This window comes from Pseudomonas sp. H1_G08 (assembly GCF_054681355.1).
In genome coordinates, this window is record NZ_CP162822.1 from 230,800 (window position 1) to 252,796 (window position 21,997).

Consider the following 21,997-nt stretch of genomic DNA (forward strand, 5'->3'; position numbering starts at 1 on the left):
ATAACCCTTATCTTAATAATCCAGTTAACAGATATTGTCGTCGCTATTAGAATGCGATGCAATTGCGCACGTTGAGCCTCATTGAGCCGCGCAGACCAATCTCCAGGAGTCAAACGTACATGAGCAACATGAACCACGAGCGTGTCCTCAGTGTTCATCACTGGAACGACACTCTGTTCAGCTTCAAGTGCACCCGCGATCCGGGCCTGCGCTTCGAGAACGGTCAGTTCGTGATGATCGGCCTGCAACAGCCCAATGGCCGCCCGCTTATGCGCGCTTACTCGATCGCCAGCCCGAACTGGGAAGAGCATCTCGAGTTCTTCAGCATCAAAGTGCAGGACGGTCCGCTGACCTCCCAATTGCAGCACTTGAAGGAAGGCGACGAGATCATCATCTCGAAGAAGCCTACCGGCACGCTGGTTCTTGATGACCTGAACCCGGGCAAGCACCTGTACCTGCTGAGCACCGGCACCGGTCTGGCGCCTTTCATGAGCGTGATTCAGGACCCGGAAACCTACGAGCGCTTTGAGAAAGTGATCCTGGTTCACGGTGTGCGCTACGTCAACGAAGTCGCTTACCGCGAATTCATCACTGAGCACCTGCCGCAGAACGAGTTCTTCGGCGAAGCGCTGCGTGACAAGCTGATCTACTACCCGACCGTGACCCGCGAGCCGTTCGAGAATCAGGGACGCCTGACTGACCTGATGCGCAGCGGCAAGCTGTTCAGCGACATCGGCCTGCCACCGATCAACCCGCAGGACGATCGCGCGATGATCTGCGGCAGCCCGAGCATGCTCGACGAGACCAGCGAAGTGCTCGACAGCTTCGGCCTGAAAATCTCGGCGCGGATGCGCGAGCCGGGTGATTACCTGATCGAGCGTGCGTTCGTAGAGAAGTAAGCGCCACAGAGAGCCCCCATTGCCTTGGCAGGCAATGGGGGCTTTTTTATGCCCGAAGCATTTCCTTCATGCCTGCCACGATCCAAGGAGCTGCCGAAGGCTGCGATCTTTTGATCTTGCTTTTTAAAATCAAGATCAAAAGATCGCAGCCTTCGGCAGCTCCTACACTGGGCGCGGTTTCAGGCTGTGGCCGGGATGACTTCCAGCACGCGGATCTGTTCGGGCGTCGGGTAATGCCAGCGCACGTCCAGATCCCAGAACTGCGCACCATATTCACGTTCCGGCGCCGGTGTCTGATACGCCGGACGCGGATCCTGAGCCAGACATTGTTCAATCAGCTCAACCAATGGCTCTTCAAGCCGCTGAGCGTGGGTGTGCGCTTGTTTCAAGGCTGACTCCGCCCACTGCACGTCGATCAACTGCGGCGCGGCGCTGGCGATGTCATTGGTCGCCCCAGGGATGATGTCGGCATACGGCACATACGGTTTGATATCCAGCACCGGTGTGCCGTCGAGAAGATCGATCCCGGAGATAAACAGCCGATTACCTTCGACCCTGTCCAGCTTCACCACCGACTGGCCAATGCCGTTCGGCCGGTGCGTGGCGCGGGTGGCGAACACGCCCATCGACTTGTTGCCGCCCAGGCGTGGCGGGCGCACTTTCAGTCGCGGTTTGTCTTCCAGGGCTTGGTGGAACAGAAACAACAGCCACACATGGCTGACCTGCTCCAGCCCCTGCACGGCGTCACCCTGGTCGAACGGCGCGACCAGTTCCAGCACGCCACGGGCGGCCGGGGCCAGTTGTGGCTGGCGGGGGATGGCGAACTTCTCCTTGAAGCAGGAGCGCACGAAGCCGATGGGGGAGACGCTGTAAGTCATGGTCTGGGATCGAAGCGGGTAGGGCGGGCATGATAACCCGGCTCGCTTCAAGTCTGGTGGTGACAGGGCGGACGCCATCGCTGGCAAGCCAGCTCCCACAGGTTTTTGAGTGAACCCGGATTGTTCAAACACCCAAGAACCCTGTGGGAGCTGGCTTGCCAGCGATAGTCACACCGCCGATGTCAGAGGCTGAACCCACCATCAAGAGGAATGATATTCCCGGTCATATAAGCCCCCGCCGTACTCGCCAGGCTGATCGCCAGCGCCGCCATCTCTTCCTCACGCCCCCAGCGCTTCATCGGAATCAGCGCAGTATCCTCAGCCAATGCCTGTTCATCATTACCAATATGGTGGGTCATCTTGCTCGGAAAGCGACCCGGCGCAATCACGTTGACGTTGATGTGCTGGCTCACCAGTTCTCGCGCCAGAATGCGCGACAACTGATGCAGAGCGGCCTTGCTCGGCCCATAGGCATATGCCTGCTCGCCAAACGAAGAAATCCCCGCCACCGAACCGATATTGATGATCCGCGCCGGATTCGCCGCCGAACCAGCCTTGCGCAGTAACGGCAGAAACTGCTGGATGCAACTGAACACCGACGTCACGTTGAGCTGCATGACCTTTTCCCAGCCCTTGACCGGATAGCTCTCCAGCGGCGCGCCCCACGTGGTGCCGGCATTGTTCACCAGAATGTCCAGATGAGTGATCTGCTCACCCAGGCGCGCGGCCAGTTCCTGCACGCCTTCTTCAGTGGCCAGATTCGCCGCCACGCCGTGGCAAGTGCCGAAGGCACTGAGTTCTTGCGCCGTTTGATGACAGGCTTCGGCGTCGCGGGAGCAGACGAACACTCGGGCGCCAGCCTCGACAAAGGCCTTGGCGATCATTTTGCCGATACCACGGGTGCCGCCGGTCACCAGAGCGGTGCGGCCTTGCAGGGAAAAGTACGGGTGCATGGCGAATCCTGAGGGCTAGGGGTCAATACACCCTAGTCGCCAGCCGCAAAAAACGGAGCCACTATTTTCGAAGGGAATGAACGGTCATGCGCTGCGGTGGCGACCATCAGTCGCCACCGCAGAAGGGCATCAGGCCGGGCGAACGCGCAGGGTCAGACCCTTGAGGAAGTTACGCAGCAACTGATCGCCACACGGCCGATAGTTGGTGTGGCCGACCTTGCGGAACAGCGCGCTCAGTTCAGGCTTGGATACCGGAAACTCGGCGGCCTTGAGGATCGCGTGCATGTCGTCTTCTTTCAGTTCGAAGGCCACACGCAGTTTTTTCAGGATGATGTTGTTGGTCACCGGCACTTCGATCGGCTGCGGCGGACGGCTTTCGTCCTTGCCGCGTTTGAAGATCACCAGACCGTCGAGGAAGTGCGCGATGACTTCGTCCGGGCAGCGTACGAAGCCTTCTTCGTCTTCTTCTTTCTTGTCGAGCCAGGTGATTACATCGGCGAGCGTGACGTCCATGCCGCCCAGTTTGATGATCTCGACAACTTTCTTGTCGCTGATGTCGAGCATGTAGCGCACGCTGCGCAGTACGTCGTTATGAACCATGTCGGTATTCCTGATGCGTTGTGGGCAGCGCTCGCGGGCGCTGCCGGAATGTGTGGCGGCAATGGAAGTTCTAGAACTTCTCTTTGCCGGACAGGTAGCGCCATTGGCCAACCGGGACCTTGCCGATCGAGACGCCGCCGATGCGGATGCGGCGGATGCCGATGACCTTCAGGCCGACCGCTTCGCAGAACTGCGCGATGATTCCCGGCTGCGGGTTTTTCATAGCGAAGCGCAGGCGGTTTTCGTTCTGCCAGCTGGCCTTGACCGGCGGCAGCTCCTTGCCCTTGTGCGTCAGGCCATGTTGCAGGCGGTTGAGGCCGTGGGCAGCCATCTCACCTTCGACTTCGACGATGTATTCCTGCTCGATCTTCGCCGCGTCGGCGGTGAGTTTGCGCAGGATTTTCCAGTCCTGGGTGAACACCAGCAGGCCGCTGGCCTTGGGCTGCAGGTCGGCGCTGGCGGTCAGGCGCAGGAAATGCCCGCGCAACGGACGCTTGCCGTAGCGATGCTCTTCGCTGAGGGTTTCGGCGCTGAGCGATTGCATGGCGCTGTCGACATCCATGCCGGCGGGCGCGTTAAGCAGGATGGTCACCGGCTCCGGCGCGGTGGCCTTGGCGTCCTTGTCGAGCTCGACCTTTTGCTCGCCGACCTTGAATTGCGGCTCATCGATGACTTCGCCGTCCACGGTGACCCAGCCGCCCTCGATGAACAGCTCGGCCTCCCGGCGGGAGCAACCGACCAGTTCGATGAGGCGTTTGGAGAGGCGGATCGGGTCAGTCATGACGGGGCCGTAACAAAAAAGGGGTGGGCATTGTACCTGTGTGGAAGCGGTTAAGCCCGGTTCCATTTGCAGGCGCTGTATTCAATGTGGGAGCGAGCCTGCTCGCGAAGGCGTTCTGCCAGTCAATGTTTGCATTGACGGGTACACCGCATTCGCGAGCAGGCTCGCTCCCACAGGGGTTTCATGGTGTGTCAGCCGTTGCCTGAGCGCTGCTGGGACTGCCGCAAGCGCATATGCAGCAACGGATACGGCTGGCCCATGCCGTCGACCTCGGAGCGGCCGATCACCTCGAAGCCCTGTTTCTCGTAAAAACCCAAGGCTTGCGGATTTTGTTCGTTGACGTCGAGTTCATCGGCGTTGAGCCGTTCGATCGCATAGCGCAGCAACTGCTTGCCCAGTCCCTGACCACGATGGTCAGGATCGATGAACAGCATTTCAATCTTGCCCGCCGCCACACCGGCAAACCCGGTGATGCGCTGCTGGCGGTCCTTGGTGCAGATCAGCATTACCGCGTCGAGATAGCGGGTGAGCACCAGATTGCGCAGCAGCTCGATATAGCTGTCCGGCAGGAACCGATGAGTTGCACGGACCGAGGCCTCCCAGACCCGGGTCAGTTCTTCGTAATCGCTGATTTTCGGTGTGTGGATGACCGAATGCTGACGCATGTGCGTGTGCCTCTTGTGCGGTTCAAGGGAGTCCGTCCCCCGCTAAACGATAGCCGCAAAAAAGCCCCGTATCTCGGAAAAGAGCGGGGCTTTTTGGATTTGTTGCGGTGTCTGGCTGGCTATTTCTGTCGCCAGCAAGATCTCTCCCCCTCACCCCAACCCTCTCCCCCAGAGGGGGCGAGGGGGAAGGGAGCTGATCTTCGTGCTGTTCAAAGCCTGAGTTCGACTCGATATTTCAAGTCGCCGTCATTCTGAAGAGCACCTCGATCAGTCCCTTCTCCCCCAGAGAGGGCGAGGGGGAAGGGAGCTGAACTTCGTGCTTTTCGAACCTGAGTTCGACCGGATAGCTCAGGTCGATGTACCTAGAAAGAACAACACGGTCAGCTCCCTCTCCCTCTGGGAGAGGGCTGGGGTGAGGGGCTTTTGATCTTCAGATCAGATCTGCTCAGCCCACAGATCATATTCGTCAGCGTCAGTCACCTTGCACCAGACCTTGTCGCCCGGCTTCAGGTTGCTGCCGTTGTCGATAAACACGTTACCATCGATTTCCGGGGCGTCGAAGAAGCAACGGCCGACCGCGCCTTGCTCGTCCACCTCATCCACCAGCACTTCAATCTCACGACCAATGCGCATCTGCAGGCGTGCCGAGCTGATCGCCTGCTGGTGCGCCATGAAGCGCTCCCAACGATCCTGCTTGACGTCGTCCGGGACCACTTCCAGATCCAGATCGTTGGCCGGTGCGCCATCCACCGGCGAGTACTGGAAGCAGCCGACGCGGTCGAGCTGGGCTTCGGTCAGCCAGTTGAGCAGGTACTGGAAGTCTTCTTCGGTTTCGCCCGGGAAGCCGACGATGAAGGTCGAACGGATGATCAGGTCCGGGCAGATTTCGCGCCAGTTCTTGATGCGTGCCAGGGTCTTGTCTTCGAACGCCGGACGTTTCATCGACTTCAGGACTTTCGGGCTGGCGTGCTGGAACGGGATATCCAGGTACGGCAGGATCTTGCCGGCGGCCATCAGCGGGATCAGCTCGTCGACGTGCGGGTACGGGTAAACGTAGTGCAGGCGCACCCAGACGCCCAGCGTGCTCAGCGCTTCGCAAAGCTCGGTCATGCGGGTTTTCACCGGCGCGCCGTTCCAGAAGCCGGTGCGGTATTTCACGTCGACGCCGTAGGCGCTGGTGTCTTGCGAGATCACCAGCAGCTCTTTGACTCCGGATTTGACCAGGCGCTGCGCCTCGTCGAGCACATCACCGACCGGACGGCTGACCAGTTTGCCGCGCATCGACGGGATGATGCAGAACGAGCAGCTGTGGTTGCAGCCTTCGGAAATCTTCAGGTACGCGTAGTGGCGCGGGGTCAGTTTGATGCCTTGCGGCGGCACCAGGTCGATCAGCGGGTTGTGATCCTGACGCGGCGGCACCACTTCGTGCACGGCGTTGACCACTTGCTCGTACTGCTGCGGACCGGTCACGGCCAGCACGCTCGGGTGTACGTCGCGGATGTTGCCTTCTTCCACGCCCATGCAGCCGGTAACGATGACCTTGCCGTTTTCCTTGATCGCTTCGCCGATCACTTCCAGCGACTCAGCCTTGGCCGAATCGATGAAACCGCAGGTGTTGACCACCACGACGTCGGCGTCCTGATAGGTGGACACCACGTCATAGCCTTCCATGCGCAGCTGGGTCAGGATGCGCTCGGAGTCGACCAGTGCTTTCGGGCAACCCAGAGATACAAAGCCAACCTTTGGATTGGCCGGCGCAGGAGTGGTGGACATGTCTAACCTCGGTGTTTTGTGACGTCGCTTGCTTGGTGCGCAAGCCGACGGATGGGCGCTTAGGGCGCGCCTCTGATCAAAAAGTGCGCAATTCTAGCGGCGGGCAACGCACTTGACCAGCTTTATACGGGGAAATACGACGAGTGCTGCGCTATGCTTCGCGCCGTTGAGCTTTACCGATTTCTTGCAGTCAATCATTGGTCTGTAACAACAGGTAAAACAGCGCATGCTGCAACTCAAAGCATAGTGCTTCCTTCAAAGAAGCCGGTATCGAGATCAGGAGTGTTGGATGGGTCAGGCAAGTAGTCATGCGGCGGGCGCCGAGGGTTCGGCAAGCAGACCGCTGAGCATGCTGGTCGCGGCGGTCGGGGTGGTTTATGGCGACATCGGCACGAGCCCGTTGTACACCCTCAAGGAAGTGTTTTCCGGCGGTTACGGTGTGGCGGTCAATCACGACGGCGTGCTGGGCATTCTGTCGTTGATCTTCTGGTCGCTGATCTGGGTGGTATCGATCAAGTACATGATGTTCGTCCTGCGCGCCGACAACCAGGGCGAGGGCGGCATCATGGCCCTGACCGCACTGGCTCGGCGGGCAGCGGCGGGGCGCAAGCGCCTGCGCACGCTGTTGGTGGTGTGCGGGCTGATCGGCGCGGCGCTGTTCTATGGCGACAGCATGATCACCCCGGCCATTTCGGTGCTGTCGGCGATCGAAGGCCTTGGCCTGGCGTTTGACGGCATTGATCACTGGGTGGTGCCGCTGTCGCTGGTGGTGCTGGTCGCCTTGTTTCTGATTCAGCGCCACGGTACCGCGCGGATCGGTATTCTGTTCGGGCCGATCATGGTTACCTGGTTCCTCGTCCTCGGCGCGCTCGGTGTGTACGGCATCAGCCACACGCCGGAAGTGCTGCATGCGCTTAACCCGATGTGGGCGGTGAATTTTTTCGTCGTGCACCCAGGCATGGGCGTAGCGATCCTCGGCGCGGTAGTGCTGGCGCTGACCGGCGCGGAAGCGCTCTACGCCGACATGGGCCACTTCGGTCGCAAGCCGATCGCCCGCGCCTGGTTTCTGCTGGTGCTGCCGGCCCTGGTGCTCAACTACTTCGGCCAGGGCGCATTGCTGCTGGAAAACCCGGACGCCGCGCGCAACCCGTTCTATCTGCTGGCGCCGAGTTGGGCGCTGATTCCGCTGGTCGGCCTGTCGACCCTGGCCACGGTGATCGCTTCGCAAGCGGTGATTTCCGGCGCGTTCTCCCTGACCCGTCAGGCGATCCAGCTCGGTTACATCCCGCGCATGTACATCCAGCACACCTCCAGCGACGAACAAGGCCAGATCTACATCGGCGCGGTGAACTGGGCGCTGATGGTCGGCGTGGTCCTGTTGGTGCTGGGCTTCGAATCCTCCGGTGCACTGGCCTCGGCCTACGGCGTGGCAGTGACCGGCACTATGCTGATGACCACCATTCTGGTGTCGGCGGTCATGCTGCTGCTGTGGAAATGGCCACCGATCCTTGCGGTCCCGGTGCTGCTTGGCTTCCTGTTGGTGGATGGTCTGTATTTCGCTGCCAACGTACCGAAGATCGTCCAGGGCGGCGCTTTCCCGGTGATCGCCGGTATCGCCCTGTTCGTGCTGATGACCACCTGGAAGCGCGGCAAACAGCTGCTGGTCGAACGCCTCGACGAAGGCGCGCTGCCGCTGCCGATCTTCATCAGCAGCATCCGCGTGCAACCCCCGCATCGGGTGCAAGGCACCGCGGTGTTCCTCACCGCGCGCTCCGACGCCGTGCCGCATGCCCTGTTGCACAACCTGCTGCATAACCAGGTGTTGCATGAGCAAGTGGTGTTGCTGACCGTGGTCTACGAAGACATCCCGCGCGTACCGCCATCGCGACGCTTCGAGGTCGAGGCCCACGGCGAGGGCTTCTTCCGGGTGATCCTGCACTTCGGCTTCACCGACGAGCCAGACGTGCCGCAAGCGCTGAAGCTGTGTCATCTGGATGATCTGGACTTCAGTCCGATGCGTACCACCTACTTCCTCAGCCGTGAGACGGTGATTGCCTCGAAACTGGAAGGTATGGCCCGTTGGCGTGAGGCGCTGTTTGCGTTCATGTTGAAGAATGCCAATGGCAATTTGCGGTTCTTTAATCTGCCGCTGAACCGAGTGATTGAGTTGGGGACGCAGGTGGAGATGTAAGCCTGGCCTCAACTGAAAAGCCCCCGTCAGCCTTGTGGTTGGCGGGGGCTTTTTTGTGCCTGTGCCCAATCCCTCAAACCACCGCTGATTCCCTGTGGGAGCGAGCCTGCTCGCGAAGGCGTAGTGTCAGTCGAAGCATGTGGTGGCTGAACCACCGCATTCGCGAGCAGGCTCGCTCCCACAGGGTATTGGGTTGAATCAAGAGGTGCGTTCAGACAGATCAGCTTCAGATTCAGTCTTCGTCCGCGCAGGTCGTGGGATCAGCGCTTGGATCACGTCATCAACCAAGGCTTTGCCCATCACGGTCAGGTAATGCGCGGCCCAGGCATGGCGGTCGGTGTCTTTGATGAAGGCAGCGTCCTCGGCGAAGGATTTGGCGAGGGACAGCAGGTCGGAGGATTGGGACAAGGCATTCATGATCGGGACGCCGGAGCGGACGTTGAAGAACGCTTGATCCGAGTTGTAGAGGAAAGGGGTGAAGCCGATTGTTGTAAGGTCTGAAGGCGTTGACGGAATTTCTTTGCTCATTGTTTTGCTCCCTAAAACGAGGAGCTGCCGCATTCGTTACCACACGAATGGGTGGCAGCTGTACGCAGGGTGGTAAACCGGGAGAGCAAAGAAACCGGCAGACCCGAAGGTCTCCCACGTACAGCTGCCATGACAGTAAATTACAGGCGTAAAAGAACGCCTGATGTCGTGATGGAGGCACTGTTGCACTTTGCTTAACCGGGTTACCACACCCGATCGCTGAATGGGTCAGCGACGTCCGGAGAGTATCCCGTCGAAAAACAGCGCAATAGAGCGGCACAGCGCCCCAACAAGAGTTTCGGAGTTTGCCTACAAGGTCTGTGGGCGTCATCTGATATTGCGAGACCGGAAGTAAACGAAACTAAACGTTGCTGGCGATTTTGTGGGTATTTGTTCGGTAGATGAATGAGTGTGGAGTTGACGATTCGATAATGCCAATTAAGCAGGTGTCCACGTTTTATGGAATGTGGGCATTTGGTGATTTTAGTTTCCTGAAGAGTCAAGAAATTTACGAGCCTTGCCACAAAACCGCTGAATCCAGCGCAATTCCCCTGTGGGAGCGAGCCTGCTCGCGAAGGCGTAGTGTCAGTCGCCGAATCTGTAAACTGACCCACCGCTTTCGCGAGCAGGCTCGCTCCCACAGGGATTTTGGTGGCTGTTGGGATGTAAAAAGCCCCCGCAACCGTGAAGTTGCGGGGGCTTTTTGTGGATGCGCTTCAGATCACTCTTCGGCGACCGAGTCCTTGCTCTGGCGCTTCTGAATCAAGTCCACCAAACGCTTGGCCAGCGCTGGATAGTTCTCATCGAAGTGATGCCCGCCGGGCAGTTTCACCGCTTCGCCGACAGCAGTCTTGTCGGTGCAGCCACTTTCATCCGTCTCTTCTTCGCCATAGATGCACACAACCTTGGCCGCTGGCAGCTTGGCCATTTCCGGGCCGGTCGCGGCTTCTTTGCCGGCGTTGCCCAGCCAGCCTTCGACTTCGATTTCGAAGCTGCCGGTGCGGGCGAAGGCGAGCAGGATGATCGCGTCGACGCGTTGCTGTTCGTTCTCTGGCAGGCGGTTGTAGATCGCCGGCAGGACGTCAGCGCCGAACGAATAGCCGGTGAGGATGAAGCGCTTGGTGCCCCATTTCTGCCGGTAGTGCTGCATCAGTTCGGTGAGGTCGAGTGCGCTTTGCTCCGGGCTCTTGTGCTGCCAGTAGTAGCGCAGGGTGTCGATGCCGACCACCGGGTAGCCGATCTTGGCCATTTCGCCCGCCACGTCGCGGTCGAGGTCGCGCCAGCCGCCGTCGCCGGAGAGGAACAGGGTGACGGTGTCGTTGGCCTGACCGGCCGGCACTTCAACTACCGGGATCGCCAGGCCGCCGTTGGCCTTGTCGCCACCGACGAGGATTTTGCGCAGTTCGTTGTTCAGCACTTGCGACAGGTTGATGTCGTAGTCGCTGATGCTGGTTTCTGCGTTCGGCTGATCGCGCACGAAGCCTGCGCTGGCATCGTCCGGGTTGTCGTTCCACGCCACCAGCCAGTGGCCGTGGGCGGCGGATTTCGGCAGCAGGTGGGTGCAGCCGGGTTTTTCCAGGGCCAGATCGACGGAGACGGCCTGGGCCTTGTCGTCTTTCTGTTCCGCCAGCCAGCGCCACGCCAGCACAGCGCCCGGGCCGATGCCGCTGACCAGGGTGGCCGGGCCATTCAGTTCACGCAGGCCCGACTGCAGGGCGCGGCTTTGCAGCAGGCAGTCCTTGGGCAGAATCACCTGAACGATCTGCGCCGAAGCGCTGCGGCTGAGGGTGGTCAGTTGTTTCTCGGAAAGCTTCTGTTCGTCGGTGACGGCCACCAGCACCTGAGCCTTCGGCTTGTTGCCGGGGATCACGCGGGTCATGGCCGTGCCATCGGCGGGTTTCAGTTGTTCGACGGTCGGTTCCGGTGCCGGACGTTTGAGGTACCAGTAACCGCCGCCGGCAATCACGGCCAGCACCAGCAGGGCGGCCAGGATGTACTTCAGGGAGCGTTGAATCATCAGCGTTTCACCAATCCGGTCAAGCCGCCCGCGATCAGGGCAGCAGTGTCGGCCAGTGCCACGAGCGGATCGAGTCCGGCGGGCACGGCCATATAACGGGGTTCCCAGTCAGGCTGGAACTTGTCTTTGAAACGGCGCAAGCCTTGGAAGTTGTACAGCTGCTCACCACGGCGGAAGACCATCGAGCCCAGGCGCTGGGTCAGTGGTGCGCCGCGCCGGGGTTGCAGCCCCGACAACGGCACCATGCCCAGGCTGAAGCGCGCGTATCCGTGACTCTTATAGTGTTGAATCAGGCCGACCATCATGAATTCCATGGTCAGCTTCGGCGCTTCCGGGTGCGCGCGCATCAGGTCGAGACTGGCCAGATCGTGGCTGTAGGTCTCGAGCAGATTGGCGAACGCCACCGGGCGGCCTTCGAAGCGAATCACCGCAATGCGGAAATGCTTCAGGTAATCGTCGCTGAAACGGCCGAGGGAGAAGCCTTTCTCGCGCACGTTCTTGCCGGTCAGCCAGGCATCGGAAATCACTTTCAGCTCGTCCATCGGCGCCTGGCCCGGCTCATGGATTTCCAGCGACAGACCATCGCGAGTGCCACGGTTCCAGGTGTAGCGCAGATCCTTCATCTCCTTGCCCTTGGCTTCCAAGTCGAAGCGTTGCAGATCGACCCTGGCTTCTTCGCCGAGCTTGATCGCTGTCAGGCCGATGTCCATGTAGTACGGCAGATTCTCCGCGCGCACCTGATAGAACACGGGGCGGGTGTGATGGATGTCGCAGAGATCGCGGAACTGCCAGATCATTTCCGCGCGTTGCTGGCTCGGCCCGATCGGGTCGTACAGCGCCACCAGACTGCGGCCACGGCGGGCGTACATCAGGAACGCCTCATCGTTGGGGTGAAACAGCAACGCCTTGTCACCGGTCAGCGCGAGGCCGCCGTCGGGTTGCGACGAGGCCATGAGAATCTTTGCCGCGCGATCCAGTTCCTCCGGCGTCGGCAAATGAATCACCGGGCGCGCCGTGCGCAGCAGCCAGGTCAGCGAGATGATCACCAGCAACACCGCCGCGCCGAGCAGCGAGCGCAGACCGCGCGGCGCGTCAGCATCGAGGGTGAACTGCCACCACAGTTGATGGCTGTAGGGTACGTCCTGATAGGCGAACAGCAGCAACCAGGCCGAAGCGCCCAGTACGCACAGGCTGGCGACCAGATACAGCGGCGAAAACGGCAGTTCGGTCAAACGGCTCGGACGGTAGAAGGAGCGGCGGAACACGCCGAGCAGCGCGGCCGTCAACGTCATCAGCGTGGCTTCTTCCCAGTCGAAGCCTTTGAGCAGCGAGAGCAGGGCGCCAACCAGCAGCAGAATGGTGGTCAGCATCCACGCCGCCGACAGGCGCCGGCGCAGACCTTGTGCGAGCAACAGACAGAGGACGCCGATCAGGCTGGCGCCGAAGTGCGAGGCGTCGACCAGACGATGCGGGATCAGAAAACCGATGTGCTCCAGGCGCGTGTCGATTTCCGGGGTCGCGCCGGAAAACAGCAGCACCACGCCAGACAGGAACACCAGCACCGCCAGAACCGGCGCGGCCAGACCGGACGCCGCGCGCATGGTCTGGGATTGAAACAGGCGCTGGCCTTCGTTGATCAGCAGCAATACGCAAGCGACCAGCAGCGGCAGCACCACGTAGATCAGGCGATACAGCAGCAGTGCAGCGGCCAGCGGCGCGGCGCCAAGCTTGTCGGCAAACGCGGCGAGCAGAATCGCTTCGAACACACCGACGCCGCCAGGTACATGACTGAGCACACCGGCGGCCAGGGCCAGCAGATACACCAGCAGGAACGGCGCAAACGGCGGCGCTTCCGGCAGCAACAAGTAGAGAACGGTGGCGGCAGCCGCGACATCGAGGGCGGTGATCACCAGTTGCAGAAAGGTCAGACGACGACCCGGCAGGCGCAGGGTGCGCCGCCCGGCACGGACCAGCAGATTGTCGGGGTAGGGTTGTTCCGGCAGGCGACGACGATAGATGCCGATCGCCAGCACCGTACCAAGGATCAATATGGCAGCGGCAACCGAGCCCAGCAAGATTTCGGACAGCCCCAGCGCTTGCGAGGCGGCGGGCAGGTTGCTCAGGGTGGCCAGCGCTGCCAGTGGCGGCAAGGCGCAGCCCAGCGAGAGGCTGGCAAATAGCGTCATGTGCGCAACTTCCGACGCACCGACGCCCAGTCGCGCATATAAACGATAACGAACCGAGCCGCCGGACAGCAGCGACAGGCCGATCGCATTGCCAATCGCAAATGCGGTGAAGCCGCCGAGCGCGAGGGTGCGCGGCGGCAGTTTCACACCAGCGTAGCGGCTGGCCGACCATTCATAGCCGAGCAGAATGATGAACCCGACCACGGTCGCACCGATGGCGCCGAGCAGGGCAGGTTTGGGCACGTCCAGAATCGAGTCATGCAGCGCGTCGAGATCGAGCTCGGCGAGCAGATGGCGGCAGGCAATCAGGGCAATGGCAAACAGCAGCAACGTGACGGCCAGACCGATCGGCTGACGGTATTTGCTTAATCGATCCAGCCAGCGCAAACGCTCGGGTTTGATCGGTTGTTCTGCTGTAACGGTGTCTTGTGGATCAGACGAGTTGGCGCGCATCAATCACCTCTTGGATTGTGCGCGACAGGATGGAGGTATCCAGCCAAGTTACCAATCCCTGTAGAAAAAAATAATCACAAAATACTACGCCTCTCGTCGGGCATCGGCGAGGGCAGTTCCTGGATTGCAGAAACCCTGTCTGCGACTCAAGCATAGTCGCAAGTCAGTGGTTCTGATGATCCCCAGCGGTTCACTGCACAGTGACAGATCATTGTTGCGAAAGGACTTTTTCAACAGATACAAAAAAGGCCACTCTTTCGAGTAGCCTTTTTTGATGTTTGGTTGCGGGAGCCGGATTTGAACCGACGACCTTCGGGTTATGAGCCCGACGAGCTACCAGACTGCTCCATCCCGCGTCTGTGTGGCGGCATTCTACAGGCGAACGACGAGGTGTCAACCGCTAATCCTGGAATGGGCCAAATAACTGCGAAATCGCGGCGAACGGTCGCAGGTAATGCGTAAGTTTCGGAAATGCAACAAATTGCCGTTTCGCTGGCGATTGAGCAGGGCGCGCGTTTGCAAAACAGACGCGCACAAAAAAGGCCACTCTTTCGAGTAGCCTTTTCTGATGTTTGGTTGCGGGAGCCGGATTTGAACCGACGACCTTCGGGTTATGAGCCCGACGAGCTACCAGACTGCTCCATCCCGCGTCTGTGTGGCGGCATTCTACAGAGGTTCGCGAGCGTGTCAACCGTAGATCCGGATAAATCTGTTGAGGTTCAAGCGCTTAGCGTATTTTCGCGGCGGGAGGCCGGCGCGCAGGGCAAGTGGCGCAAGGCTTTCAGCTCTATTGCGCGCGGATCTTTGATTGAAAAAATAAATTCATCGGAAATCTCCTACGGTCGGAAAAGAACATTCAACCACTGGTGCTATATACAGGTACCAATGAGATACTGCCGCTCCGGCTTGCCACGTTGTCTTTTTCCGACATGACCCAGCGAAAAATCATCCACGTCGACTGTGACTGTTTCTATGCCGCCATCGAGATGCGCGATGACCCGCGTCTGGCCGGCAAGCCACTGGCGGTGGGTGGTTCAGCGGATCGACGCGGGGTGATCGCCACCTGCAACTATGAAGCGCGCGCCTATGGTGTGCGCTCGGCCATGGCTTCCGGTCACGCGTTGAAATTGTGCCCGGACCTGACCATCGTCAAGCCGCGCATGGACGCTTATCGGGAAGCGTCGAAGGAAATTCATACGATCTTTGCCGACTACACCGACCTGATCGAGCCGCTGTCGCTGGACGAGGCCTATCTGGATGTGTCCGACAGCGCGCATTTCGGTGGCAGCGCTACGCGCATCGCCCAGGACATTCGCCGCCGGGTCTCCAACCAATTGCACATCACCGTTTCCGCAGGCGTTGCGCCAAACAAATTTCTGGCGAAGATCGCCAGCGACTGGAAAAAACCCAACGGTTTGTTTGTGATCACGCCGGATCAGGTCGAAGACTTTGTCAGTGGCTTGCCGGTGAGCAAGTTGCACGGTGTCGGCAAGGTCACGGCCGACAAACTGGGCAGGCTCGGCATCATTGACTGCTCGCAGTTGCGCGAGTGGGACAAGCTGGCGCTGGTACGCGAATTCGGTAGCTTCGGCGAGCGATTGTGGAGTCTCGCCCGTGGGATCGATGACCGGCTGGTGCATAACGACAGTCGGCGTCAGTCGATCAGTGTGGAAAATACCTACGACGTTGATCTGCCGGATCTGCGCAGTTGCCTCGACAAGCTACCAGAGCTGTTGGAAACCCTGAAAACCCGTATGGCAAGGATCGACAGCAGCTATCGGCCGGGCAAGCCGTTCGTCAAAGTGAAGTTTCATGACTTTACCCAGACCACGCTGGAGCAAGCCGGGGCAGGGCGGGACCTTGGCAGTTACCAGTTGATGCTGACGCAGGCGTTCAACCGCGGCGGCAAGCCGGTGCGGCTGTTGGGGGTGGGAGTGAGACTGGAGGATTTGCGCGGCGGGTTTGAGCAGATGGAGTTGTTTGAGCGGTAGATTCGCGGTGCCTGGCAGGGCCTCTTCGCGAGCAGGCTCGCTCCCACATTGGATCTTTGTCGTTCACAAATCCCTTGTGGGAGCGAGCCTGCTCGCGAAGCTTTTAAGCTTTAATTCGGTCCCGGATCAGCCACTAAACGCCCGGCATCCTTGGCCAGAGACTTGAGAAACTCAGCCTGCAACTCCGGATCGTTGCGCGTCAGTTCGATCAGGCTCTGTTCCAGCTCACTGGCTTCTTCTTCCAGACCCAGCTCCGACAGGCGTTTGACCCGGTGCACCCACTGGCTCACCTCGTCATCTTCCAGATCGTCATAAATCAGCCCATGCGCCTCAATCAACTTGCCGCGCAGGTGGCCGCTGAGCATCAGGGTCGAGTCGGAATGCACATCGTCCTTGGCGTCTTCGACACTGATCTGCAAGCGGCCGACATGGTTGAGGTCATGTTCGGCGAAAGGGCTATCGAGCAGATTCAAGCGCAGCACACCGTTGCGATCAGTGGTCATGTCGAATGTCTGCTTGCCGGCCTTGACCTGCACCGGTCGTTCGCTCCACGGCAGGCTCGAATACTCCGTGCGCTTGTCGCGCTGGACTTCGTCGATGCCCGCGAGGTTTTGCTGCGCGCGACCATTGGACTGCACGTTCATGAACGGGTTGAGCCCGGCGAAACCGTAGCTCAGCCAATCCCGGGTGACGCTATCCGGCAGGTTACCGAGGGCAAACACGTTGACCACGTTCGCACCGACACCACCGACCACGGCCACCGCGCCCAGCGGAATCTCGTAGACTTCGCGCCAGGGTTGGTAAGGCGTGTAGCGGTCGTAACGACGGGTGACCTCGAACTCGGTGACTTCGAAAGTCTTCTGCTCGTTGATCTTCACGCGTCGCTGCGGCAGCTCGAGCACCTTGGGCTCGCCGACATCGATCTGCAGGCTGTGATCGAGCAACTTTCGCTCGACCCGCTCTTCGTGCTCGCTGCGTTGCGACATGTGATTGGCGCAGCCGCTGACCAGCAGGGCGCCGCACAGGGCGGCGCCACCGAGGCCTAAGGTGTTTCGCTTGAACATGACGTCTCTATCTGGTTTCAGCGGCGGATACGGGCCTGAAGGAAGGACACAACATCGGCCACCGGCAGTGCTTGCGCCTCTGCTTCGGAACGACTCTTGTATTCCAGGTTGCCTTCGGCGAGGCCGCGGTCGCTGACCACGATCCGGTGTGGAATGCCGATCAGCTCCATGTCCGCGAACTTGATGCCCGGGCTGGTTTTCTTGTCGCGATCGTCCAGCAGCACTTCGAAGCCGGCCGCCGTCAGTTCGGCATAGAGCTTGTCGGTGGCTTCGCGCACCTGCTCGGTTTCATAGCGCAGCGGTACCAGCGCGATCTGGAACGGCGCCAGGGTGTCGCTCCAGATGATGCCGTTGGCGTCGTTGTTCTGCTCGATAGCCGCAGCGACCACGCGGGAAACGCCAATGCCGTAGCAACCCATTTCCAGAGTCACCGGCTTGCCGTTTTCGCCCAGCACTTCGCACTTCATCGCCTTGCTGTACTTGTTGCCCAGCTGGAAGATGTGGCCGACTTCGATGCCGCGCTTGATTTCCAGCGTGCCTTTGCCGTCCGGGCTTGGGTCGCCAGCGACGACGTTGCGCAGGTCGGCAACGGTCGGAACCGGTAGATCACGCTCCCAGTTAACGCCGAAATAGTGCTTGTCGTCGATGTTCGCGCCAATACCGAAGTCGCTCATCATCGCGACCGAGCGGTCGATGATGATCGGCAGCGGCAGGTTCAGCGGGCCGAGCGAGCCGGCGCCGGCGCCAATCGCGTCACGCAGTTCGGCATCGGAGGCCATCACCAGCGGGCTGGCCACGCCAGCCTGGTTGGCAGCCTTGATCTCGTTCAGTTCGTGGTCGCCACGAATCACCAGCGCGATCAGCTTGCCTTCTTCTTCGGCGTGCACGATCAGGGTCTTGATGGTCTTTTCAATCGGCAGATTGAATTTTTCCACCAGGGCGGCGATGGTTTTGGTGTCCGGCGTGTCGACCAGACGCAGTTCTTCGGTTGGCGCAGGGCGCGAGGTTTCCCGTGGCACCGCTTCGGCTTTTTCGATGTTCGCCGCGTAGTCGGAGCCGTTGCTGAAGACGATATCGTCTTCGCCGGACTCGGCCAGCACGTGGAATTCGTGGGAGCCGGCACCACCGATCGAACCGTTGTCGGCTTCTACCGGGCGGAATTTCAGGCCCAGACGCGTGAAGATGTTGCAGTAGGCTTCATGCATGCGGTCGTAAGTGACCTGCAGCGACGCCTGATCAGCGTGGAAGGAGTAGGCGTCCTTCATGATGAATTCGCGGCCGCGCATCAAACCGAAGCGTGGGCGGATTTCGTCGCGGAATTTGGTCTGGATCTGATACAGGTTGATTGGCAGCTGTTTGTAGCTGCTCAACTCGTTGCGCATCAGATCGGTGATCACTTCTTCGTGAGTCGGGCCCGCGCAGAAATCACGACCATGGCGGTCTTTGATGCGCAGCAGCTCAGGGCCGTATTCTTCCCAGCGCCCCGATTCCTGCCACAGCTCGGCCGGTTGGGTGCTCGGCATCAACACTTCCAGAGAACCGGCAGCGTTCATCTCTTCGCGAACGATGGCTTCGACCTTGCGCATGACCCGCAGGCCCATCGGCAGCCAGGTGTACAGGCCCGAGGCAAGCTTGCGGATCATGCCGGCGCGCAGCATCAGCTGGTGGCTGATCACGACCGCGTCGGAAGGCGTTTCTTTCTGTGTGGCGAGCAAAAATTGACTGGTGCGCATGGTTGGCCGTTGTCGGTTGCTATGACTGGAAATGACGGAGCAGTGTACCGGCGAGTTTTGCTGACGTACAGAAGTGTGGCCGGCGGAAGGCGCCAGCGGCGGGATTCCTCCCGCCATTGGCGAAGCGTCCTACGATTCTTCGGTGACGGGCGTCGGTGCAGGCTCGGGCGTCGGTGTTTGTCCTTCGCGGCGGCGCTCCTGAAACCAGTGCAGCGCGATCAGTAGCAGCGTCGGCACGCCGAGCAGGGCAGTGATGAGGAAGAAGCTGTGATAGCCGAACTTCTCGACCAGCACGCCGGAATAGCCGCCCATCAGGCGCGGCAGCAGCAACATGATCGAGCTGAGCAGGGCATATTGCGTAGCGGAAAACTTCAGGTTGGTCAGGCTCGACAGGTAGGCAACGAACGCCGATGTCGCCAGGCCCGAGCTGAAGTTGTCGAGGGAAATGGTCACCACCAGCATCTGCAGGTTCGGGCCCATGTCCGCGAGCATGACGAACAGCAGGTTGGTCGCTGCCGAAGACACACCACCGATAAACAGGATCGGCAGAATGCCGAAACGCACGATCAACAGGCCACCCATGCCGGCACCGACGAGGGTCATGATCAGGCCGAAAATCTTGCTGACACTGGCGATCTGATCCTTGGTGAAGCCTTGGTCGATGTAGAACACGTTGGCCATCACGCCCATTACCGTGTCGGACATCCGGTAAGTGGCGATCAGGCCCAGTAGCAAAAGCGCCTGCCAGCGATAACGCAGGATGAAGTCATTGATCGGCGTCAGCACTGGTGCCAATCCGCGCCGGCCCATGGCCGACAGGCACATGCCGGTGAGCAATATGTAGAGGATGGCGCGCAGAAAGGCGCGGTCTTCGAGGAGCAGGTCGAGCGGGCTCATGTCACCGAACAGCACGCCGGCGAAATCGGTGTTGTATAGCTGGGTGAACATCGCCGGTACGGAAACCAGCAGCACGATCAGCACGAACACCGACATCAATTGATGCATGAACGTGTAGCGCCCGGCCTGCAACTGCGTGCGCAGCGGCACCGGTGGTTCACGCATGAACAGCGTGGTCAGCAGCGCAGGCACCATCAATGCGCCGAACAGCACATAGGTGCCGGTCCATGCCGCGTGCTTATAGTTGAAGCCGGTTGAGCCGAAACCTTCGGCGAAGAACAGCGCGCCGGCGGTGGCGAGCAGGGCGGCAACGCGGTAACCGGACATGTAGCTGGCGGCGAGAGCGGCCTGGCGGCTGTCATCGGCGATTTCCAGGCGATAGGCGTCGACCGCAATATCTTGCGTGGCGGAGGCGAAGGCAACCACGACAGCAATGGCGATCAGCCAGGACAAATGCTTCTGCGGATCACAGAAACCCATGCCGATCAGCCCGAGAATCACCAGTGCCTGGGAGAGCACCAGCCAGGAACGGCGGCGGCCGAGCTTGCCCAGCAAGGGCAGGCGCCATTGGTCGAGCAGCGGCGACCAGACCCATTTGAACGCGTACGCCAGGCCGATCAGGCTGGCATAGCCGATGGTTTCACGGGCCACGCCTGCTTCACGCAGCCATACGGAGAGCGTCGAGAACACCAGCATGTACGGCAGGCCGGCGGCAAAACCGAGCAACAACAGCACGAGCGTCGAAGGACTGGCATAGGCGGCGAGCGCGGCGCGCCAGGTTTTACGGGGCATGGGCTGAAGTCTGCCTCAAAATTGCGAAAACAAAGCGCGCACTCTAACCGCTGTGCTCTACCGGACGCCAGCCATGGCGCCGAATATCCACACGATTGTTCTGGATGGTGATGCCTTCCATGCGCAATCGCGCACGTTGTTCATCACCGGAGGGGCTGCCGACCGGCAGGCTGATGCGCCCGCCGGCGCCGAGCACGCGGTGCCAAGGCAGCCTGGTGTCGCCGGGCAACTGGCTCAAAGTCCGCCCGACCCAGCGCGCGGCGCGGCCCAGCCCCGCAAGTTCGGCCAACTGGCCATAACTGACGACTTTGCCTTCGGGCACTTGCGCGAGCGTCGAGTAGAGTGCCGTGCGTCGGATTTGCGCATCGTTTTCGACGCTGTCGAGCGGGTCTTTCACGTACGCGGCTCCTGAGCATTGGCGTGATGATGGCGACAAGGGTAATCGCTCGTGGCGCGGTTGAGAAATGAACTCAATTGAAATAGTCCGGTCAGTCCTTGTCATGGGCAAAATCCTACGGATAATGCCGACCCTTTTCGCCAACTCTGAGCCCCCGATCTGCTTATGTTCCCCAGAACCCTGTTGTGCCTTGCTGTTTTCAGCGCGTCCACGCCCCTGCTTGCCGACACCGTCTGGTTGAAAAACGGCGACAAGCTGAGTGGCACTATCACGGTATTCGATGGCGGCAAGCTGCTGATCCAGACCAAATACGCCGGCGCAGTGGCGATTGACTGGAAAGAGGTCAAGACCCTCGACAGCGATCAGCATCTGTTGGTGAAGCAGGACGCCTATGCCGGCGAAGTGTCGAAGTCGCTCACCGCGGCCGACGATGGCAAGGTCACCTTGGCCAACGGCGAGGCGCCGAAGACGGTCGAGCTGGCGAGCATTCAGCAGATTCTCAAGCCCAAGCCGATCGTCACCGACCTGGTATGGAAGGGTAACGTCGATCTGGCGCTGGACTATCAGCGCGCCGAAAAGGACACCGACGATTACGACGTCGCCTTCAAGACTTCGGCTCGCCATGGTCGCTGGCGCCATACCGGCGAGGGCGAGTACAACCGCGAAGTCCAGGATGCGGAAACCACCACCAACAACTGGCGCGCCGAATACTCCCTCGACCGCTTCCTTACCGATCAGTGGTTCTGGCAAGGGCGCATCAACTACAAGCGTGATCACATCGAAGAGCTGGCGCGTCAGCGTGTGGTCGGTACCGGTCCGGGTTACCAGTTCTGGGACGATGAACTGGGTGCGTTCTCGCTGGGCTCGTTGCTCAACCGCACCGACTATGAATACCGCGATGGCAGCAAGGACAACTTCTACTCCGTCGCGATGAAGTGGGACTACAACCGCTACCTGATCGGCAAGAAGGTCGAGTTCTTCACCAATGGCGAAGTCGGCAAGCCGCTGTCGGGTGTTGCCGATTACGCACTGGATGCCGAGCTGGGCCTGCGCTACAAGGTCACCGACTGGGCCTCGCTCAACCTCAAGGCCGAGCGCGACATCATCAGTGGCACCAACGATGCGGATCTGAACAAGACCCGTTATACCGCAGGGTTTGGCGTCGCCTGGTAAGGGCTGAAACAAAAAAATCGCGGCCT

17 protein-coding genes and 2 tRNA genes are annotated in these 21,997 nt (G+C 60.3%); 4 read left to right on the forward strand and 15 right to left on the reverse strand.

All coding sequences use genetic code 11. The features are described 5' to 3' along the window. Positions 1-119 precede the first annotated feature (119 nt). Positions 120-899: a ferredoxin-NADP reductase gene (gene fpr / locus AB4N85_RS01070; protein ID WP_007908723.1), complete on the forward strand. Its 780-nt coding sequence runs from the start codon at positions 120-122 to the stop codon at positions 897-899. Positions 900-1,078: 179 nt separating this feature from the next. Here fpr and tsaA read toward each other — a convergent pair whose 3' ends face one another. The 6 genes from tsaA to rimO all read right to left on the reverse strand — a co-directional run bounded on the left by tsaA (position 1,079) and on the right by rimO (position 6,549). Then, positions 1,079-1,777 (reverse strand): tRNA (N6-threonylcarbamoyladenosine(37)-N6)-methyltransferase TrmO, encoded by a 699-nt coding sequence (tsaA, locus tag AB4N85_RS01075; protein WP_236168038.1) that lies wholly within the window; start codon positions 1,775-1,777, stop codon positions 1,079-1,081. A 182-nt stretch (positions 1,778-1,959) separates the two neighbouring features. Then, on the reverse strand, positions 1,960-2,730 hold the full coding sequence (locus AB4N85_RS01080) for an SDR family oxidoreductase (protein ID WP_252868891.1): 771 nt from the start codon (positions 2,728-2,730) through the stop codon (positions 1,960-1,962). A 129-nt stretch (positions 2,731-2,859) separates the two neighbouring features. After that, a complete protein-coding gene (locus tag AB4N85_RS01085; RefSeq protein WP_056783315.1) occupies positions 2,860-3,330 on the reverse strand; it encodes a YehS family protein in 471 nt (156 codons plus the stop codon). A 70-nt stretch (positions 3,331-3,400) separates the two neighbouring features. Then, positions 3,401-4,111: an rRNA pseudouridine synthase gene (locus tag AB4N85_RS01090; protein WP_056783317.1), complete on the reverse strand. Its 711-nt coding sequence runs from the start codon at positions 4,109-4,111 to the stop codon at positions 3,401-3,403. 191 nt (positions 4,112-4,302) lie between these two features. After that, entirely contained in the window at positions 4,303-4,776 is a 474-nt protein-coding gene (locus tag AB4N85_RS01095) for a GNAT family N-acetyltransferase (RefSeq protein ID WP_041478078.1), read from the reverse strand. Between the two features lie 435 nt (positions 4,777-5,211). Next, positions 5,212-6,549, reverse strand: coding sequence for a 30S ribosomal protein S12 methylthiotransferase RimO (gene rimO / locus AB4N85_RS01100; RefSeq protein ID WP_024011887.1), 1,338 nt, complete (start codon positions 6,547-6,549; stop codon positions 5,212-5,214). 349 nt (positions 6,550-6,898) lie between these two features. On the opposite strand from rimO, the gene AB4N85_RS01105 reads away from it, so the two are divergent. After that, a complete protein-coding gene (locus AB4N85_RS01105) occupies positions 6,899-8,740 on the forward strand; it encodes a potassium transporter Kup (protein ID WP_460068403.1) in 1,842 nt (613 codons plus the stop codon). Between the two features lie 198 nt (positions 8,741-8,938). Here AB4N85_RS01105 and AB4N85_RS01110 read toward each other — a convergent pair whose 3' ends face one another. The 5 genes from AB4N85_RS01110 to AB4N85_RS01130 all read right to left on the reverse strand — a co-directional run bounded on the left by AB4N85_RS01110 (position 8,939) and on the right by AB4N85_RS01130 (position 14,574). Then, positions 8,939-9,268, reverse strand: a complete 330-nt coding sequence (locus AB4N85_RS01110; RefSeq protein WP_460066624.1) for a DUF3077 domain-containing protein — start codon at positions 9,266-9,268, stop codon at positions 8,939-8,941. 721 nt (positions 9,269-9,989) lie between these two features. Further along, the gene (locus AB4N85_RS01115; protein WP_150743344.1) at positions 9,990-11,285 is read right to left on the reverse strand and encodes a virulence factor family protein; all 1,296 of its coding nucleotides are present in this window, start codon (positions 11,283-11,285) and stop codon (positions 9,990-9,992) included. Beyond that, entirely contained in the window at positions 11,285-13,924 is a 2,640-nt protein-coding gene (gene mprF / locus AB4N85_RS01120; RefSeq protein WP_460066626.1) for a bifunctional lysylphosphatidylglycerol flippase/synthetase MprF, read from the reverse strand. The genes AB4N85_RS01115 and mprF overlap by 1 nt, the downstream gene beginning before the upstream one ends. Before the next feature lie 279 nt (positions 13,925-14,203). After that, positions 14,204-14,280 (reverse strand) — tRNA-Met (locus AB4N85_RS01125). A gap of 217 nt (positions 14,281-14,497) precedes the next feature. After that, positions 14,498-14,574: transfer RNA gene (locus tag AB4N85_RS01130), tRNA-Met, on the reverse strand. 279 nt (positions 14,575-14,853) lie between these two features. Between AB4N85_RS01130 and dinB the strand changes: the two genes are divergently transcribed. Further along, positions 14,854-15,915: a DNA polymerase IV gene (gene dinB / locus AB4N85_RS01135; RefSeq protein ID WP_252868895.1), complete on the forward strand. Its 1,062-nt coding sequence runs from the start codon at positions 14,854-14,856 to the stop codon at positions 15,913-15,915. A gap of 110 nt (positions 15,916-16,025) precedes the next feature. Here dinB and AB4N85_RS01140 read toward each other — a convergent pair whose 3' ends face one another. The 4 genes from AB4N85_RS01140 to AB4N85_RS01155 form a co-directional block, all read right to left on the reverse strand. Further along, on the reverse strand, positions 16,026-16,979 hold the full coding sequence (locus AB4N85_RS01140; RefSeq protein ID WP_056783330.1) for a hypothetical protein: 954 nt from the start codon (positions 16,977-16,979) through the stop codon (positions 16,026-16,028). A 17-nt stretch (positions 16,980-16,996) separates the two neighbouring features. Beyond that, complete coding sequence (locus AB4N85_RS01145) at positions 16,997-18,712, reverse strand: proline--tRNA ligase (protein ID WP_252868896.1); 1,716 nt, start codon at positions 18,710-18,712, stop codon at positions 16,997-16,999. Positions 18,713-18,841: 129 nt separating this feature from the next. After that, entirely contained in the window at positions 18,842-20,401 is a 1,560-nt protein-coding gene (locus tag AB4N85_RS01150) for an AmpG family muropeptide MFS transporter (RefSeq protein ID WP_024011895.1), read from the reverse strand. Positions 20,402-20,444: 43 nt separating this feature from the next. After that, the gene (locus tag AB4N85_RS01155) at positions 20,445-20,798 is read right to left on the reverse strand and encodes an MGMT family protein (protein WP_083352143.1); all 354 of its coding nucleotides are present in this window, start codon (positions 20,796-20,798) and stop codon (positions 20,445-20,447) included. 165 nt (positions 20,799-20,963) lie between these two features. Here AB4N85_RS01155 and AB4N85_RS01160 point away from each other — a divergent pair, with 165 nt between their 5' ends. Continuing rightward, positions 20,964-21,971, forward strand: coding sequence for a DUF481 domain-containing protein (locus AB4N85_RS01160; protein ID WP_024011896.1), 1,008 nt, complete (start codon positions 20,964-20,966; stop codon positions 21,969-21,971). Positions 21,972-21,997 lie beyond the last annotated feature (26 nt).